Source organism: Paraburkholderia sp. GAS348 (genome assembly GCF_050434205.1).
Classification (GTDB): domain Bacteria; phylum Pseudomonadota; class Gammaproteobacteria; order Burkholderiales; family Burkholderiaceae; genus Paraburkholderia.
Window position 1 is genome coordinate 437338 of record NZ_JBNPVT010000001.1, and the last position, 16857, is coordinate 454194.

The window sequence follows — 16857 nt, forward strand, 5'->3', positions numbered from 1 at the left end:
GTTCGGCCGCAGGGCGACAGACGGGATGAACGCGCGATCAGAAGCGCTGCGTCACGCCAACGATGGCGGCCACTGCGTGCTCGAGTAGGTTGAACCGCTGAAGTTGGCAACAGCGGCCTTGCCCGTCGAGTCCGTGCCTGCCGCGGCTTCGTAGAAGCCGTCCGCGTAGAGCGACGTGCGCTGCGCGTGTGCCGTAGACAAGGCCCGAAGCGGCCCAGTCGGCGCCCGAGGCGAACGTTCTGGTGGCATCGTTGCTCGCCGAGTATTGGCGCCCGGCGGTGACTTATCGACATAAGCTTTATGCGTCGAAGAGGCTTTGCCTACGCCACGATGCACCGGCCTGCGCCATGAACTATCTTTCGCTTTATATCGTTTAAGCGTTTCGTTATACAAATCACGAGAAGAAGATTAGAAACGGATTCGAGTTTGCGGTGACGTCCTAATGGTTGAAATTTCCCGCGACTTGTTTCTGTTCTCGGCCTGCGGGACGTTCATCGGGTACGTCACATCCCCATTCAGGCCACGCTTCAATGAATTTTCAACTCAGGAGACTAGGCATTCCCAGAATACCGGGCGACTGTCTCAAGAACGTACACTCGTCGCTTGTTCCCTGCGCTGAGAGAAACCGTGCCTGTCATCACCTGCATCGAAGATTTACGCGTGCTTGCTCAGCGGCGTGTGCCGCGCATGTTCTACGACTATGCCGACAGCGGCTCGTGGACCGAAAGTACCTACCGCGCCAATGAAAGCGACTTCCATCGCCTGAAGCTGCGCCAGCGAGTGGCGGTCAACATGGCGGGCCGCAGCACGCGCACGGACATGATTGGCCAGGAGGCCGCCATGCCCGTGGCGATCGCGCCGACGGGGTTGACCGGCATGCAACATGCCGACGGTGAAATCCTCGCGGCGCGTGCTGCGGAGAAGTTCGGTGTCCCGTTTACCTTGTCCACAATGAGCATCTGCTCGATCGAGGACGTGGCCGCTCAGACCACCAAGCCGTTCTGGTTCCAGCTTTATATGATGCGCGACCGCGATTTCATTGTGCGGTTGATCGAGCGTGCTCGCGCGGCACGATGCAGTGCCTTGATGCTGACGCTGGACCTGCAGATCCTCGGCCAACGCCACAAGGACATCAAGAACGGGCTGTCGGCGCCGCCCAAATTGAGCCCTGCGAACCTCATCAACCTCGCGACCAAGCCGCGCTGGTGCCTTGGCATGCTCGGCACCCGGCGGCGCACATTCGGCAACATCGTCGGTCATGCGAAGGGCGTGGGCGATCTGTCGTCCCTGAGCTCGTGGACCGCCGAGCAGTTCGATCCGGCGCTGAGCTGGGCAGACGTCGAGTGGGTCAAGAAGATGTGGGGCGGCAAACTCATTCTGAAAGGCATCATGGATGTCGAAGATGCGCGCCTTGCCGCCGACAGCGGCGCTGACGCGTTGATCGTCTCCAACCATGGCGGCCGTCAACTCGACGGTGCACCTTCTTCGATCTCGGCGCTTCCCGAGATCGCACGCGAGGTCGGCTCGCGCATCGAAGTGTGGATGGATGGCGGCATCCGCAGCGGACAGGACGTGCTCAAAGCCGTTGCGCTCGGCGCGAAAGGCACGCTGATCGGCCGTAGCTTCCTCTATGGCCTGGGTGCCATGGGCGAGGCGGGTGTCGCACAGTGCCTGCAGATCATCCACAAGGAACTGGACCTCACCATGGCCTTTTGCGGCCACACGGACATCCGTCAGGTGGACGAGCGGATCCTGCTGCCTGACAGGCGGTGAAGACTGACGCCCGGCGCGACACCTGGCGTTTGCGGGCATACCTGGCGGTAGCCGATCAAACGGGCGTTCATCGCCCGGACGCGAAGGGGCCGCGCCCTCAGTTGAGCATTCGCCTCATGAGCAAAATGATGCGGAGCAGATCTCAGCTCTTTCTTGACGTCTTGGCGACAAATGGCGTCGGGACGTGCTGACACTTCTCGCTTCCGCACTTCGGGCAAAGTGGGTGGGCGACCTGATGTTCAGCGAGATGTTCAGCGTGCTCGAACAACTCGCCACACTTCTCGCAACGATATTGATACGTCGGCATGCTCTCCTCCAACATGGAATTCCGCCGGCGCTGGCCAGAGACGGCTCGCCAGCACGGTCCAGTACTGTGAAAATTCATTCTAGTGCAGCAAACGCGCAGTCATACGTCTCATCTCGCCCAATGTTCACTGGCTACGACGGCGCCACCCGCGACCCGCGCTTCCGCTGACGGCAGGTTCGTACTAGGCTTGATTGTGGAAGGCAGTCGCCGGCTGGCAAAACTTGACGAACCGCGATCCGCTGACGAAAGCAGCCTCCCGCCCGGTGTTCCTGGCACCACAGAGCGAGGTCCGATATGCAAATGCTTACGGTAACAATCGTCAAACCCGAAGCGACGAACTTCATCTTGGGGCAAACCCACTTCATCAAGTCTGTCGAAGATCTGCACGAGGCCATGGTCGGTACCGTTCCGGGTATCAAGTTTGGTTTGGCCTTTTGCGAAGCGTCGGGTAATCGCCTCGTGCGCCGATCTGGCACCGACGCCGACCTGATCGAGTTGGCGTGCCAGAATGCCATGGCTATCGCTGCAGGCCACTGCTTCGTGATCTTTCTGGGCGATGGCTTTTACCCGGTCAATGTTCTGAACGCGATCAAGGCTGTGCCGGAGGTATGCCGGATCTTCTGCGCGACGGCGAATCCCACGCAGATTCTGGTTGCCGAGACAGACCAGGGGCGCGGTATCCTGGGTGTGGTCGACGGGTTCCCGCCACTCGGCGTGGAAAACGAGGAGGGCGTTCAATGGCGCAAGGATCTGCTACGGGCTATCGGTTACAAAGCGTAGATGCAGTTGCGTTCAATCCGCGACATGCGCGTTTGCCACATGCGCGCCGGTTTGCCTGAGCCATGGAACATCCACATCTCCAGCCCGGCGCCTTATGGCCGGCCATTCTGCGCCAGACCGAGCATGCGCTGCGTTGCGGTGCACTGCGACCGATAGAGACAATCCAGGTGCTGATCGAAGACCGTGGCATAGGCTTCCTTATCCGTCAGGTCTCAAGTCTCGCTCGCAAGGAGGAAACGCGACAGGCGTCTAAAGATAAGGCCGTGACGTGCAGTACGGTCAGTCCATTCCTTCCTTATGATCCGGATCTCTTTGTGGCCGATATCTCGGACACGCACGTCGCTTTGCTCAACAAGTTCAACGTTATCGACCATCACCTCCTGATCGTCACCCGCAGCTTCAAATCGCAGGAAACGTTGCTCGATCTCGCGGACTTTGCTGCATGGATCGCGTGCATGGCAGAGTTCGATAGCCTTGGTTTCTACAACGGCGGCGCGGACGCCGGCGCGAGTCAACAACACAAGCATCTGCAGATTGTGCCGCTGCCGCTCGGAGAATCAGGTCCGCCGCTCCCCGTTGAGGCCATTCTTGAATCCGCGTGCATGGACGGCCCGATTGGCACGATACCCGGTCTGGCTTTCAGGCACGCGTTTGCCCATCTGGAACCGGCTCCTGCCGGCTCAACGCACGCCGCACACGCCGCGCTCGATTGCTACCACGCGTTGCTCGCCGCGGTTGGCCTGCGAGCGAGCGAGGTGAATGGCGAACTGCACCAATCGGCACCGTACAACCTGCTTGTCACCCCGCGGTGGATGCTGCTCGTGCCACGGTCTTCGGAGCGTGTCGAGGGAATTTCGGTGAATGCGCTGGGGTTCGCGGGATCGCTCTTCGTGCGGGACGCAGCGCAGATGCAAGCCATCGAGAGGCTCGGTCCGATGACCGTGCTGCAACGAGTCGCGGTCTCCCCAGTCATGGGGTAATAGGGCCCGTCAGACGTCTTCGAACGCATTCGGGGTGCCGACTTCAAAAACACCCCTATGAAACGGATATAGACGAATGAAGACGGTCGTTGCTATTTCTCTGGTCACCTAAAATATAGGCACGGTTTTGACCTCAAAGGAGGTTGCCATGACCCAATCGATGATGAGTTTCGTAGTAGGAATCGTGGTGGTGCTGTGCCTCGTGATATTTACAGCAGCACGCTACAGGCGGGAACACAAGGATGACCAGCCGGTTGCCCGCTGGCTGCACGCGCATCCGATCAAGGACTGGCTGCACCATAAGCACTGAAGACGTGGGCGTTCCGTTGCTCGACCGGTAAGCCGGCGTGGCGACAACGCCCCGTTTTTCCCTTCGGCAAACCCGCCTAGATCGCAATCGACGGAATGCTCTTCATGCATCGGAGGGCAAACATCGAGCGGCTATGGCGGATGCCCGCGATCTTATAGAGCTTCTCGCGCAGAAACCGCTCGTAACCCGCCGTACCGTCGACCGCCACTTTGACCAGATAGTCGTATTCGCCCGATACCAGATACGCTTCCAGTACTTCGGTCAACGTCGCCAGTTCGGCGCCGAAGCGGGCGAGCGCGTCGTCGTCGTGACGGTCGAGCGTGACTTCGAGCAGCACAACGTCGGCGAAGCCGAGTTTCTGCTGATCGAGCAACGCGACGTAGCCGCGGATATACCCCTCGGTTTCCAATTGACGCGTGCGATTCCAGCATGCAGTGGTCGACATGCCGACCAGTTCGGCGAGTTCGGCGTTGCTCAGGCGCGCGTTCTTTTGCAGTTCGCGCATGATCTTCCGATCCTGGTTGTCCAGTGGGCGATTTCGGGTGGTCATGGCATTCTCGGAAGTTTATTCAGATAAATACCATTTTAATGGAAGATTGTCCCGATGTCGGCGGGTGGGTGCTTCGCTTTAAGAAGCATATCCAGCCGGTGCCCGGGTATATTTTCAGGGTGCATTCATGCCCGGGACAACCGTCCGGGCCGCCGGCCTCTGGCCTGCGGTTTCACACGGCCACAAGCTGCCATCCGGTGTCTCGCTGCCTTCACAGGAAGGCGGCACGCGGGCGAATTCCGGCGTTACCCGTGCCGGAAGACGCGCTCGCCGGGCATGAAGGCATTTTTCTTTCGAGGCAGATGACGGATTGCGTTCAGCCGGGTTTGGTTCGCGCTCTGACCGCGCTTTGTACCGCGACATTGCGATAGACGTCGCGACAGAATTGCATGCCGCCTTTATGCGCGCCGTTCGCGTCCGCCGCTATATGTGCTGCGTGTACTGCGCCTTCAACATGTTCAGGCACCGGTGGATTGACGAGGGCGGCGTCGATGGCGAGGGGGTCGCCAGATGAGACCCGCTTGATGCCGATGCCCTTGATTGTCACGGCGAGACCGGGGTCCGGCACTCGCGGGCCATGAGTAGCGGCGACGTTGAAATTGATGTTCAGCGTCCAGAAGCCCTCATGAATATTCTGATGAATGATCACTGCCTTCACCACGTCCTGATGTGACAGTGTGTATTCGTTGTTTGCCATCGGTCCCTCCTTGCTCGTACGCCGTCTGTGCGTGCGGGTGCAGATATGGCATTTTGCTCGGACTAGGGGGCCTAGTTTTACGCACCGTTTTGTTCAGCGCAAGTGGAAAGGCATGGGCGCCTGTACGCGATTTTGCGCTGACGTGGGAGGGCTCGATCGGGTGTGCTGGAAAATCGGGGCGCGCGGCGGCTGGGACAGGCAGAGCCGCGCGAGATAATCTTCAGGTGAACTGCTTATGTGGAAAGGGATTAGTGGAAAATCAGGTACAGGATGACCAGTACGATCAGCGGGACGCCAAGAAGCCAGCCGAGAAGGTAAGGCATGATGTGATCTCCTTTCGTATCAAAGTTTGAATACGATGGTGATTGAGCATCCGGCGTGCCCACCCCACTGCCGCACCCGAATTTGTCAGCGCTTGCGCAAGGCTATACCCGTTGCCGGGACTCGTGCCTGCGATCAAAGCAACCAGATGCGCGAGTAACTTTTCCATTGCGTTCTCCGGCGTGACAACGTGAACGTGTATCAATAGTCGACATAAGAAGGCCGCTGGATATCGATGCAGAGAGCTGCATCGATATCCAGCGGCCTTCTTGGTTTGGATTGCTGACCAGAGTACTTCAATTCGGCTATATCACGCCCGCGACGACTAGCACTATCACGACGATAACCACGATGCCGAGACCACCGGTCGGTCCATAACCCCATGAACGGCTATGCGGCCACGTCGGAAACGCACCGATGAGAAGAAGGATCAGCACGATCAGAAGAATAGTTCCCAACATATTAATAACCTCCGCTTGGGTTGATAGGACATGCCTGTCACGATAGCCATGCAGCGCGCGGTTGGGCGAGCTCGCGAAAAAGCAGTGCCGATGTCTCGGGTTCAGCAAGCCATGTGCCCAAAGGGGAAAGTCCGGGCGTGAATTTTTTTAAAACGACCATCCACGTCCATGCGAGGCGCTGTTCCGATTCATCGCGAGGTGAGGCGGATCGAGCCATATCCCGAGACTTGCTCCTGCTGCCGTAAGGCGCTGCTCCACACGGATCTCTTCAGACTTTTACAGCGCCGCATTTCCCCACTTCCGTCGCTTGATCGAACGGGGCCGTTACGGGCCACGTTACGTAACGGGCGCGTTACCGAACACGGTTTTGCATTTTATTTGCCGGTTTTCGGGTTGGCAGCGCCGGAGAAAAATGTATGTCCGACAAGGGTTTGCCCGATATCACCGAGGCAACTGTGAAAGAGATATAGCAATTGGCACGGTTGCTGCTTTAAAGGGTGTGCGGTGCAAGACACAGACAACACAAGCAGTAAGTGGTGGTGAAGTTCGAGTCAACGACTGGCCTGGTCGGGGGTATCAGGTCGGTGTCCTCAACGCACAAGCGGTGTGATCTTTTTGTTCCGATCTCGTCGCGGCGGCGTTTTGCCTGAGTACCCAAGTTAGACGGGTGCGAGCGGCTTGCGGTACATCCCCCATTGTTGTTCACGAACGTCCAGTCGTTTGGTTTCGCGCTGGATGAGTGAAATCCAGATTGTTCTGCATTGCGCGCTTCTTCGCGTGCCGGGGCGGTGTTGTTGCCGCGAAGAGCGTGGTGGTTGAAGTAAGAGGCGCATGAGCTGTTGAAGCGAACACAAGTTGAGCAGCTCGACAAGAACGTTTGGCGCGAGAGACCAGCGCGGGGATAAGTATGGATACGGCTAACTTTGAGCTGCAAAGAAGAACGATACCGGGGTTGCAGAGCCTGATCGCGCGTTTGCTCGATGTGATGCTAGTCGTCCTCGGGGCGCTGGCCGCATCGCAAGTGCGATTTGAAGATCTCACGCAAAGCCGTATCGATGCCGCTTTCGTCGCGTTTGCCGCGGCTTTTACGCTGGTTCTTTTCCCCGCATTTGGCGTGTACAGCTCGTGGCGTGGACGGGCAATGTTGCGCATGGCCGGTCAGGTATCGCTGGCGTGGTTCGTGGTTCAAGGCTGTGGTCTCGCGTTGATGTTCTCGCTGCATCGCACGGATTTCATCTCGCGTCTCTGGTTTGCCTATTGGATGGCAATGACGGGCGGCGCGCTGATTGTGTCGCGTCTGGCTGTGCACGCCGTACTCGCACGAGTCCGCCATGCGGGGATGAATCTCCGCCGGGTCGCGGTTGTGGGATGCGGGTCGCACTGCCACCAGGTCGTGCGCAATATCGAGGGCTCGACGACCAGCGGATTTCGCGCAGTAGCGGCCTTTGACGTGCGGCCGGTGACGGGGACGATAGGTTCAGGTGTACCGGTGTACGACGACATCACCAAGTTCGCCGCCTACGTGAGATCTCAGGACGTGCAGGAATTGTGGCTGGCGTTGCCGCTCTCCGAGGAACGCACGCTGTCGCGCTTTGTGGCCGAGTTTCGCGACGATCTCGTGAATGTGCGCTTTGTGCCGGATATGCGCAGCGTCGCGCTGTTCGATAGCGGCATGATCGACTTGATCGGTATGCCTGCGATCAACCTGGTCGCGTCGCCGGTGCCAGCTCCCGCGTTGGTGAAGAAAGAGATTTTTGATCGTGCGTTTGCTGCTTGTGCGCTGATTGCGCTTGCGCCGTTGCTGATTGCGATCGCGATTGCTGTAAAGCTCTCTTCGCGCGGACCGGTGTTCTTCACGCAGAAGCGCAAAGGTGCGGATGGACGCATCTTCAAGATCTACAAGTTCCGTTCGATGCGCCCTCACGCTGTAGAAACGGGCGTGGTGAAACAGGCCACGCGAGGGGATCCGCGGATTACGCGAGTGGGTGCGTTTCTCAGGCGTACCAGCATGGATGAATTGCCGCAATTCTTCAATGTACTGCGTGGCGATATGTCGGTAGTGGGGCCGCGGCCTCATGCGATTGAACACGACGAGCTCTATCAGAAAGTAGTGAACGGCTATATCCATCGGTACCGGATAAAGCCGGGGATCACAGGATGGGCACAGATCAACGGGTTCAGAGGGGAGACAGACCAGATCGAGAAGATGCAAGGGCGCGTCGAACACGATCTGTATTACCTGCGCAATTGGTCGTTTGGGCTCGACATGCGGATAGTCGCGGCGACGATAGCAAAGGGTCTGGTTCATAGCAACGCGTACTGACATCTACACACAATAAAAAAATACATGGCCATGAAATTACGCGGACAACAACCCCGATCGGCGCCGAGCGCGCTGGCGCTTGCTGCGGTTTTGGCGTTCTCTGCTTCAGCGCATGCGGCCGACCCTGCGCTGAATGCGCTCGGGCAGGTGGGGGGTTTGGTGATTCCGTATGCGTTTGCACTGCCGGAAGGGACGGTGGAAGCGCAATACAACAACTACATTGATCCGCGCTACGGAAAGCAGGCGACGGGCGCGCAGATGTATTTGGGGGCAGTGGGCTTGCTGCCTTATGTGGAGGTGTCCGGTGGACTAGCTAATTACCCGGCTGATGTCCACGCACCCTTCAGCGGCGCCGACCACTTCCTGTTTCGCCACCTGATGGGCGACGTCAAGCTCGAAGTGCCGAAATTCTTTAAGTATCAGCCACGCATTGCATTCGGTATTAGCGATATTGGCGGCCAGACGCATTTCTTCCGTTCGAAATACGGTGTGGTGTCGCAAGCGTTTGGACCGGTGACGTTGACCGCCGGTTACGGCCAGGGCGATCGCCTCAATGGTTTATTCGGCGGCGCGCAGGTCTCGCTGTGGAACACGGGATTGTCGTTGCTCGCAGAAGACGATTCGAAGACGCCTTATGCCGGCGTGCGTTATCAGTCTCCGCGGATTAGCTGGCTAGCCGATGCGAATGTGATTGGTACGTTCATGCGGTCGATCCGCTCGACGGATGGCGTGTCGCCGCGCACGTCGTTCTCGGTGGGCATTCAGATTCCACTGGGCAAACGTTTTAGCAGTGCACGTTGTGCAGGCGGCTTGTGCGAGGGGCCGGAAGTGTCCGCAGCCCAGACAGCGGATGCCGACGATGACGGCCCGATCCGCCTCGCTAGCTTGCAACCGGTGGACACGCTCAGTGCCGCAAGTAACGACAACGCGCTGGCCGCAGCGCCGATTACGTATGTGCTGCCGCTGCAGTCGTATGCATCTGTGATGCTGAGTGACGTGGCGGCGGCCAAATCGCCGGATGCGCAGTCTCAGGCCATTCCGGAGGCGCTGGATACCTCCGCGCTCGACAAAATCGCCGCGCAACTATTTGCCGCCGGCCTCGAGCGAGTGCGTGTCGGGATGAGCGGTCGAGATCTGGTGGTCGAGTACGAGAACCATCGCTACAACCAGAACGAAGCTGACGCGCTGGGCATTGTGCTTGGTGTGGCGAGCGTGAATGCGCCGCACGGCACCGACAAGATTCACGTGGTCATCAAGAAGGCCAATGAGCCATTAGGCGAAGTCATTGTCGATCGTGATGCATTTGCGCAGTTCGTTGCTGGCGGCGCGCCGACGGCTACAAGCGCGTCAATGACGATGCGCACACGCCCGACCTACGACGCGGATTCGATCGCATGGCATGGCAACGAGCACACGCATGGGCTGACGCGGATCCAGGTCGAGCCGATCGTCAGTTACCTGTACGGAACCGAGTACGGCGTCTTCGACGTCTCGCTTGGCGCCAACATTGAAGGGTTCGTGCCGCTGTGGCGTGGCGCGGAGTTATACGCGAGTTATATCGCATCGATCTACAACACCAAAAACATGGATGAAGGCCGAGTGTTTAGCGATTCCCGCTTGCGCGGCGGTCTGAATGCGGTCGCATTGGCACAAAGCTTCTGGATCATGCCGCAGGTGTTCAACGTGGCATCGGTCGGCAAGTTCGATTACTCGTATGTCGGCGTGCAAAACGAGACCACGGTGTTCGTGCCAGGCCGCCCTGATCTGGTTCGCTTGCGGCTCGCCTATTTGCACCACGAGCCGGGTCATGACGAATTGCCGAGTGAGAAGAATGCCGAGCTGACTTACCGATGGGTGCAGCCGTCCTGGAAGCTGTGGATCGAAGCGGGTGTGGCGCGCTTTGTCGGTGGGGACAAGGGACCAGTCGCGACGCTGACGCGCTGGTTCGACGACGTATCGGTGAGCGTGCACGGCGAGCATAGCGGGCAGGGCACGTTCGTGGGCGCTGCAATCAGCTTCCCGCTGACGTTGCGCCAGGGGATGAAGCCGGGGATCAGTCAGGTGTACGGCTCTGAACAGTTCGGGCTCGATTTCCGCACGCGGGTGGCATCGACGAATTATCTGTCGACCAATGCGGCCGAGAACGTGGCCTTCCCGTACAGCACGCAGCAGTACCTGCTGAATCAGGGCCGCTTTAGCGGCGAGTACTTCTCGACCCAGCTTTACCGGATGCGTGATGCGTATCTGCGTTACGGGCAACCCAGTAATGATGGAACGAAGCCGAAGCCGAAGCCGCAAGCGAGTGCACCTATTGTATCGACAGGTGCTGCGATTTCACATGGCATCTGCGGAAACGGTTTGCAGGGTGTAAGCGACGGACGGGCGTTGGTGCCAGTCAATTGTGAATGACTTTCTTTGGAGATGGGCGATGAAGCTTCTAAACGGCGCTACGCTGCGCACGCTGCAGTTCGGATCGATGGTGCTTGCGACCAGCGCGTTGGTCGCATGCGGTGGCGGGACCGGTAGCGGCGGTTCGCCGGCCGGGACGGTGAGCGGTACGGCTGCGGTGGGCGTGGCGCTGGCTAACGCAAGTATCACGCTGACTTGCAAGAACGGGTCGGGTAGCGCGACGGCTAACTCGAACGGCGCGTATTCGGCGACGTTTGCGTTCGATGGTCCTTGCGCGATTACGGCAACCGGGGGGGCGGTCACGATTCATTCGTTTGCGGCCGGTGCGGGTACGTACAACGTGACGCCGCTGACGGAGTTGCTGTTGGACTACCTCGCGGGGCAGTTGGGTACAACGGTTAGTGGGTTGCTCGCGGGGATTACTTCTAACCCGTCGTATCAAAGCGCGCTGTCGAATAGCACTGTGATTGCGAATGCTGAGGCGGCGGTTGTGAAGCTGATCAAAGACACGTACGGGATCACGCTTTCCTCTTCCTCGTTCTTGACGGTTTCGTTTACTCCGGGCACTCCGGGTGCGGATGCGGATCTCGATACGTTGTTGGCGGCCGGGGCGATTTTGAGTAATGGGCAGCCGAAGGCTTCGTTGGCTTCGGCTGCGCAGGCGGCTGGGGCGGCGGCGCCGATTAGCAGTGGGAGTAGTGGGCCGACGGGTGGGACGGGTGGGAGTGGGGGGGCAGGGACGCAGTAAGTCACATCTGTCGGACCTCGCATCGATAGGGTCATTCGACGGGTGGCAGTCGCCCGTCGAAGTGCAACGATGGGATGCAACTACGAATAGGTACCATCGTCGCGGAAATGAACGGCCAAAAGATCGGAAGTAGGCAAGCCTTGTTCGATGGACTGTATTGCAAGGATCACTGTTTGGAATTTCATAAAAAAATCAAAACTGGTACGAGGTAATGATGAGCTTCTCTGCGGCACGTCTCAAAGGTATTTTGTCACTGAATCAAGGCAGATCCGGCAAACTGCTTATGACAGTGGCGATGCTCGCCTGCACGCTTCTCTCGGCATGTGCAGTCGCACCGGGTATGCGCATGCAGAAGCCGGCCAGTATTGCCGCGCAGAATACCAGTGACGAGAACGCAAGTGCCGAAGCAGCGGTGCCAGTGACGGATATCAATCTTGCACTTATAAACAAGCTACGCCTTGAAGCAGGCAAAGAAAGTGACGCCCAAACGCAAACCTTGTTTGACAGCACTCCGGGGCCTTACAAGCTTGGAACCGGTGATGTGCTTCAGATTACGGTTTGGGATCATCCGGAGTTGGCGACCGCGGTGGGGGGGCAAATGGCCGCTAACAACCGTCCCTCAGATCCAGCGCAAGGATTTGTGATCGATAGCAATGGTGACGTCCAATTTCCCTACGTTGGTCGGATTCATCTTGCAAATATGCAACTAGACGAAGCCCAGGATGGCTTGATAGGACATCTATCGAAGGTATTCGTAAAACCTCAGGTAACAGTGCGCATTGTGTCATTTCGATCAAAACAGGTTTACGTTGACGGGGAAGTGCACGCCCCCGGACCACAACCGATCAACGACATTCCGATGACTTTGCTCGACGCGATCAGTCGTGCCGGAGGATTTACAGCCGCGGCGGATCAAAGTCGGATGATTCTGGTTCGGAGAGGCGTGTCATACACACTAGATCTTCCAAAAATGATGGATCGTCGCGAGAACATGGCGAAGATTCTGCTGAAAGATGGTGATCTGTTAAGAATCGTTTCGCGTGACGACAGCGGATCATTCGTGATGGGTGAGGTCAATAAACCGGTTACCGCGGTGCCAATGAAGAGCGGAAGGCTGACCCTGAGCGATGCTTTATCCCAAGCGGGAAGTTTGAATACGAATAGCGCGGACGCCGCACAGCTGTACGTCATTCGGGGATCGCTGGAGGGCGGAGTACCTGAAATTTATCACCTCGATGCACGATCGCCTGTGGCAATGGTACTTGCTAACCAATTTGAGCTTCAGCCAAAGGATGTTGTGTACGTTGACGGCAACGGCTTGGTTCGTTTGAGCCGAGTGCTTAGCCTTCTTTTGCCGGCAATCAATGCTGGACTTACCACGGCGATAGTGACGAAATGATCGACAGCATTCTCGTGGTGTGCGAGGGCAATGTTTGTAGAAGCCCTATGGCGCAAGGACTCCTTAAGAAACGGTTGCCAAACGCAGCGATTTTGTCTGCGGGTCTAGGTGCACTAGTGGGACGTGGTGCCGATCCGATTGCTATTGAATTGCTAGCCGAGCGCGGCATCGATATCGGTGAGCACAAGGCAGCAAGTCTGAATCTCAGCCACGTACGCGCTGTGCAGTTGGTGCTCGTGATGAACCAGATCCAGCTCAAGCGAGTCGAGACTACCTATCCGTTCGCTAAAGGGAAGGTATACCGCCTTGGAGAACATGAGCGAATGGATGTAATCGATCCGTTCGGTCAAGGAAAAAATGTTTTTCAAACTGCTTTGACGCAGATCGAGACCGGTGCGGATAACTGGATTCGTGTTATCGATAGATTAGGAAAATAAAAAAATGGCCACCTTAAACCATGATCGGCTTATAGAGTCATCGAGCGATGCTGAGGTGCATCTTTCCGAGTATCTCGCTGTGATCTTTGAAAATTGGAAGATGATAGCGGTCTTTACTATTGTCAGCGTTGTTTTTGGTGGGATGTACGCATTGATTGCACGCCCGGTGTATCGGGCGGACGCAATGATACAGGTAGAGGACAGTGCCAATGCGGCTAATGACGCATTGGGTAATCTTGCATCGATTTTTGATACGAAGCAGACCGCTGCCGGGGAAATGGAGTTGATCAGGTCGCGGCTTGTGGTTACTCAAACGGTAAAGAATTTGCACCTCGATGTCAGCGCACTTCCCCGTTACTTCCCGGTAGTAGGTGCTGTCCTTGCGCGGCACGCAAATGATGATCAATTGGCGCCCCCGCTCTTTGGCCTAAGCCGCTTCGCTAGCGGCGGTGAGCGAATCCACGTGACTCACTTTGAGGTTCCTCGAGCGCAGTACGGCGACAAATTTACATTGGTAGCGCGGGGAAACGGAAAATTCGCCTTGTTCGACCAGGACGACGGCGTGGTTCTAAATGGCAACGTCGGAAAACCCGTCTACGGAGGCCAGCCATTCGGTGCCGTGGAGATCGAGGTAGACAACCTGGTCGCGAGGGAAGGTACGCAGTTTGTCATAACGCGTGAGTCGACACTAGATACTATCGATAAGCTGCAAGCTGATCTTGTTATAAGTGAAAAGACAAAGTTATCCGGGGTAATCGGTGTGTCCCTGGACGGTTACGACAGCGCGATGACTGCAGACATAGTCAACACTATCGCTAGCGCATACGTCCAGCAAAACATCGACAGAAAGTCCGCGGAGGCAGAGCACACCCTCGCGTTCCTGGAGCAACAGCTTCCGCAGCTACGGGCGGAGCTGGATCACGCCGAGGACAAGTACAACGCCTTTCGAAACAAAAATGGAACTGTCGATCTCAGTGAAGAAAGTCGCATCCTCTTGCAGCAGATCGTAGAAAGGAAAACGAAGCTCGCGGACCTGCAGCAACAACGCATAGAAATGGCGCAGCGTTTTGCGGAAACGCATCCCGCGATTGTTGCACTTGATGGACAAATCGCGTCAATGGAATCGGAGCAGGGCAGCTTGAACAAGCGCGTTTCGATGCTGCCGGACATGGAGCAATCTGCGCTTCGCCTGCTGCGGGACGTCCGCGTCGATACCGAGCTATATACCAACCTCCTGAACAACGCGCAGCAGCTACGAATTATTAAAGCAGGGCAGGTCGGAAATGTCCGTGTCGTTGACTACGCAGTTCCGGCTGAACTCCCTGTTAAACCAAAGAAAAAACTGGTCGTCGCTTTGGCCGCGATTTTGGGTCTAGTACTGGCAACGTTTGCTGCATTTCTCAAGAAAAATCTGTTTGGCGGCGTTGAATATAGTGAGGAGATCGAGCAGGCGATCGGTCTACCGGTCTACGCCGTGATCCCCCATAGCGATGCACAGCAACGCTTGCAATCCGTTTCGAGAAAAATATCTAACCGTCGATATGTGCTGGCGGCAAGCTCTCCGGAAGATGTCGCGATTGAGGGTATTCGGAGTCTGCGTACCGCATTGGAGTTTGGTCTGCTGGATGCAAAGAACAACATTGTCGTCCTGACAGGACCTCGTCCGGAAGTGGGCAAATCCTTCATGTCGGTCAATCTGGCCGCCGTGCTTGCGAGCGGAGGAAAGCATGTTTTGCTGATCGACGCTGACATGCGCCGAGGCAGCACGCACGAATACTTCGGTGTATCACGCCAACCGGGTCTCTCCGAGGTAGTTGGCGGCTTGGAAATAGCAAACGCCATTGTTCCAGATGTGCTGCCGGGCTTGGATTTGCTACCCAAGGGGAAGTTACCACCAAATCCTGCAGAGCTTTTAATGAGCGATCGCTTCCAAGTACTAGTTGCCGAGCTTTCTTCGAAGTACGACCTGATCATAGTTGACACTCCCCCGGTTCTGGCAGTCACTGATTCAACTCTGATAGGTAAGCATGCAGGAACGACTTTGCTGGTTCTGCGGCACGGTCGCCATCCTTTGCCGGAAATCGCAGAGACCGCAAAGCGGTTGTGCAACAGCGGTGTGGTGCTTCGCGGAGTCTTGATGACGGACGTTCCGCAACGCAGGATTGGATCGGGTTCCTACTACTCCGGGTATTACGGTTACGCAAGCACACAGGAGTAAGCAATGGCAACCGGACGTTTAAACAAAATCTGTAGTGCCGGAGCGGACATGGAGAAGAACCCCTTAGTATCAGTTTACATTCCTACAAAAAACAGAAAGGAAACACTCGGTCGAGCCATGCGTTCAGTTGCCGACCAGGATTACGAAAATATTGAACTTGTCATCGTGGACGATGGGTCGACGGACGGCACACAGGAATATGTCGAAACGTTTGCTAACGACAAACACGGATCGATTCGATCAATTAAGTACCACAAGAGCAACGTCTCGAAGGGCGCATGTCTGGCAAGGAATGCGGCGATCGAAATTGCTACGGGCGCTTACGTTACAGGTCTGGATGATGACGACTTTTTTGAGAGTTCTCGCATTGGAAGATTCGTTGCTGTTGCAAATCTCCTAACCGATCACTCTTACCTGTTCACCGGTTACAGGTATCGAACATTAAGGCGGGGCGAAGACTTCTTCTTTAAATGGATTTCCGAGGTGGACGAAGTCACGCTTCTTCGGATTCTAAAGAGAAATTGTATTGGAAATCAGGTATTTACAACTCGAGAGCGCATGCTCGAGATTGACTCGTTCGATAAGCTACTGCCGGCGTGGCAAGACTATGACGTGTGGATTCGACTTATAAAGAGATTCGGCCCAGCAAAACGTCTAGATAACTATTCGTACGTCGTGGATACCGTGTCAGCGCCGGACCGAATATCGGACAACCAACAGAAAATAAGGGATGCACATCAGATTTTCTTGAAAAAGCATCCTGAATATATCGGGAAAAAGTTGGAGGCATTCCTGAATGCGACCTACATTTTCTATGGGAGTAAGTCGATGAGTCCAATGGATTTGATGTCGATTTTTTTCAAGGATCGAAAATACGCGTGCGAAGTGGTCAAGCAGATGGCTAGAAATATTTTATTCAGATGAATTTAAGATCAATGTTTTTTCGGATTTTAAGATTGAAAATTTATTGAAGTTGTTTTTAGGAAATTTTGATTCGCCGGCACAAGCATCCATGGCCTTGGTAGTTTGAGCGGAGACAATATAAAAAATAACCAGCGATAGGAAACAGCCGATCGTCGAGCTACGGCTTTTTCATGATTTGAGTGACGTTGGAAAGACCATATTGGTAAAAACACCGGGGCGC

17 protein-coding genes are annotated in these 16857 nt (G+C 56.4%); 11 read left to right on the forward strand and 6 right to left on the reverse strand.

What is annotated here, in order from left to right:
* Positions 1-51: 51 nt before the first annotated feature.
* Positions 52-249, reverse strand: coding sequence for a hypothetical protein (locus tag P3T22_RS02070; RefSeq protein ID WP_429324079.1), 198 nt, complete (start codon positions 247-249; stop codon positions 52-54).
* Between the two features lie 378 nt (positions 250-627).
* Between P3T22_RS02070 and P3T22_RS02075 the strand changes: the two genes are divergently transcribed.
* On the forward strand, positions 628-1773 hold the full coding sequence (locus tag P3T22_RS02075) for an alpha-hydroxy acid oxidase (RefSeq protein ID WP_429324080.1): 1146 nt from the start codon (positions 628-630) through the stop codon (positions 1771-1773).
* Between the two features lie 142 nt (positions 1774-1915).
* On the opposite strand, the gene P3T22_RS02080 is transcribed toward P3T22_RS02075, so the two are convergent.
* Positions 1916-2080 (reverse strand): FmdB family zinc ribbon protein, encoded by a 165-nt coding sequence (locus P3T22_RS02080; RefSeq protein ID WP_082855534.1) that lies wholly within the window; start codon positions 2078-2080, stop codon positions 1916-1918.
* A 294-nt stretch (positions 2081-2374) separates the two neighbouring features.
* On the opposite strand from P3T22_RS02080, the gene P3T22_RS02085 reads away from it, so the two are divergent.
* From P3T22_RS02085 to P3T22_RS02095, 3 genes are all read left to right on the forward strand, one after another.
* A complete protein-coding gene (locus P3T22_RS02085) occupies positions 2375-2860 on the forward strand; it encodes an adenosine-specific kinase (RefSeq protein ID WP_063500318.1) in 486 nt (161 codons plus the stop codon).
* 62 nt (positions 2861-2922) lie between these two features.
* Positions 2923-3840 carry an ATP adenylyltransferase family protein gene (locus tag P3T22_RS02090; protein ID WP_429324081.1) on the forward strand — a complete coding sequence of 306 codons (918 nt, stop codon included), beginning with the start codon at positions 2923-2925 and terminating at the stop codon, positions 3838-3840.
* 148 nt (positions 3841-3988) lie between these two features.
* Complete coding sequence (locus tag P3T22_RS02095; RefSeq protein ID WP_181448450.1) at positions 3989-4150, forward strand: hypothetical protein; 162 nt, start codon at positions 3989-3991, stop codon at positions 4148-4150.
* Positions 4151-4226: 76 nt separating this feature from the next.
* Here the strand turns inward: P3T22_RS02095 and P3T22_RS02100 are convergent, their stop codons facing one another.
* The 4 genes from P3T22_RS02100 to P3T22_RS02115 all read right to left on the reverse strand — a co-directional run bounded on the left by P3T22_RS02100 (position 4227) and on the right by P3T22_RS02115 (position 6179).
* A complete protein-coding gene (locus P3T22_RS02100) occupies positions 4227-4700 on the reverse strand; it encodes an Lrp/AsnC family transcriptional regulator (RefSeq protein ID WP_063500316.1) in 474 nt (157 codons plus the stop codon).
* Positions 4701-5016: 316 nt separating this feature from the next.
* Entirely contained in the window at positions 5017-5397 is a 381-nt protein-coding gene (locus P3T22_RS02105; protein WP_429324082.1) for a hypothetical protein, read from the reverse strand.
* Between the two features lie 283 nt (positions 5398-5680).
* The gene (locus P3T22_RS02110) at positions 5681-5887 is read right to left on the reverse strand and encodes a hypothetical protein (RefSeq protein ID WP_429324083.1); all 207 of its coding nucleotides are present in this window, start codon (positions 5885-5887) and stop codon (positions 5681-5683) included.
* 136 nt (positions 5888-6023) lie between these two features.
* Complete coding sequence (locus P3T22_RS02115; protein ID WP_082855462.1) at positions 6024-6179, reverse strand: DUF3309 family protein; 156 nt, start codon at positions 6177-6179, stop codon at positions 6024-6026.
* Positions 6180-7086: 907 nt separating this feature from the next.
* On the opposite strand from P3T22_RS02115, the gene P3T22_RS02120 reads away from it, so the two are divergent.
* The 7 genes from P3T22_RS02120 to P3T22_RS02150 all read left to right on the forward strand — a co-directional run bounded on the left by P3T22_RS02120 (position 7087) and on the right by P3T22_RS02150 (position 16637).
* Positions 7087-8502, forward strand: coding sequence for an undecaprenyl-phosphate glucose phosphotransferase (locus P3T22_RS02120; protein WP_063500314.1), 1416 nt, complete (start codon positions 7087-7089; stop codon positions 8500-8502).
* A gap of 24 nt (positions 8503-8526) precedes the next feature.
* Positions 8527-10911, forward strand: a complete 2385-nt coding sequence (locus P3T22_RS02125; RefSeq protein WP_429324084.1) for a YjbH domain-containing protein — start codon at positions 8527-8529, stop codon at positions 10909-10911.
* Positions 10912-10930: 19 nt separating this feature from the next.
* Entirely contained in the window at positions 10931-11659 is a 729-nt protein-coding gene (locus P3T22_RS02130; RefSeq protein WP_429324085.1) for a carboxypeptidase regulatory-like domain-containing protein, read from the forward strand.
* 214 nt (positions 11660-11873) lie between these two features.
* Positions 11874-13058: a polysaccharide biosynthesis/export family protein gene (locus tag P3T22_RS02135; RefSeq protein WP_429324168.1), complete on the forward strand. Its 1185-nt coding sequence runs from the start codon at positions 11874-11876 to the stop codon at positions 13056-13058.
* The gene (locus P3T22_RS02140; RefSeq protein WP_429324086.1) at positions 13055-13495 is read left to right on the forward strand and encodes a low molecular weight protein-tyrosine-phosphatase; all 441 of its coding nucleotides are present in this window, start codon (positions 13055-13057) and stop codon (positions 13493-13495) included. The genes P3T22_RS02135 and P3T22_RS02140 overlap by 4 nt, the downstream gene beginning before the upstream one ends.
* A 4-nt stretch (positions 13496-13499) precedes the next feature.
* Positions 13500-15713 carry a polysaccharide biosynthesis tyrosine autokinase gene (locus P3T22_RS02145; RefSeq protein ID WP_429324087.1) on the forward strand — a complete coding sequence of 738 codons (2214 nt, stop codon included), beginning with the start codon at positions 13500-13502 and terminating at the stop codon, positions 15711-15713.
* Positions 15714-15716: 3 nt separating this feature from the next.
* Complete coding sequence (locus P3T22_RS02150) at positions 15717-16637, forward strand: glycosyltransferase (RefSeq protein ID WP_429324088.1); 921 nt, start codon at positions 15717-15719, stop codon at positions 16635-16637.
* Positions 16638-16857: the final 220 nt, after the last annotated feature.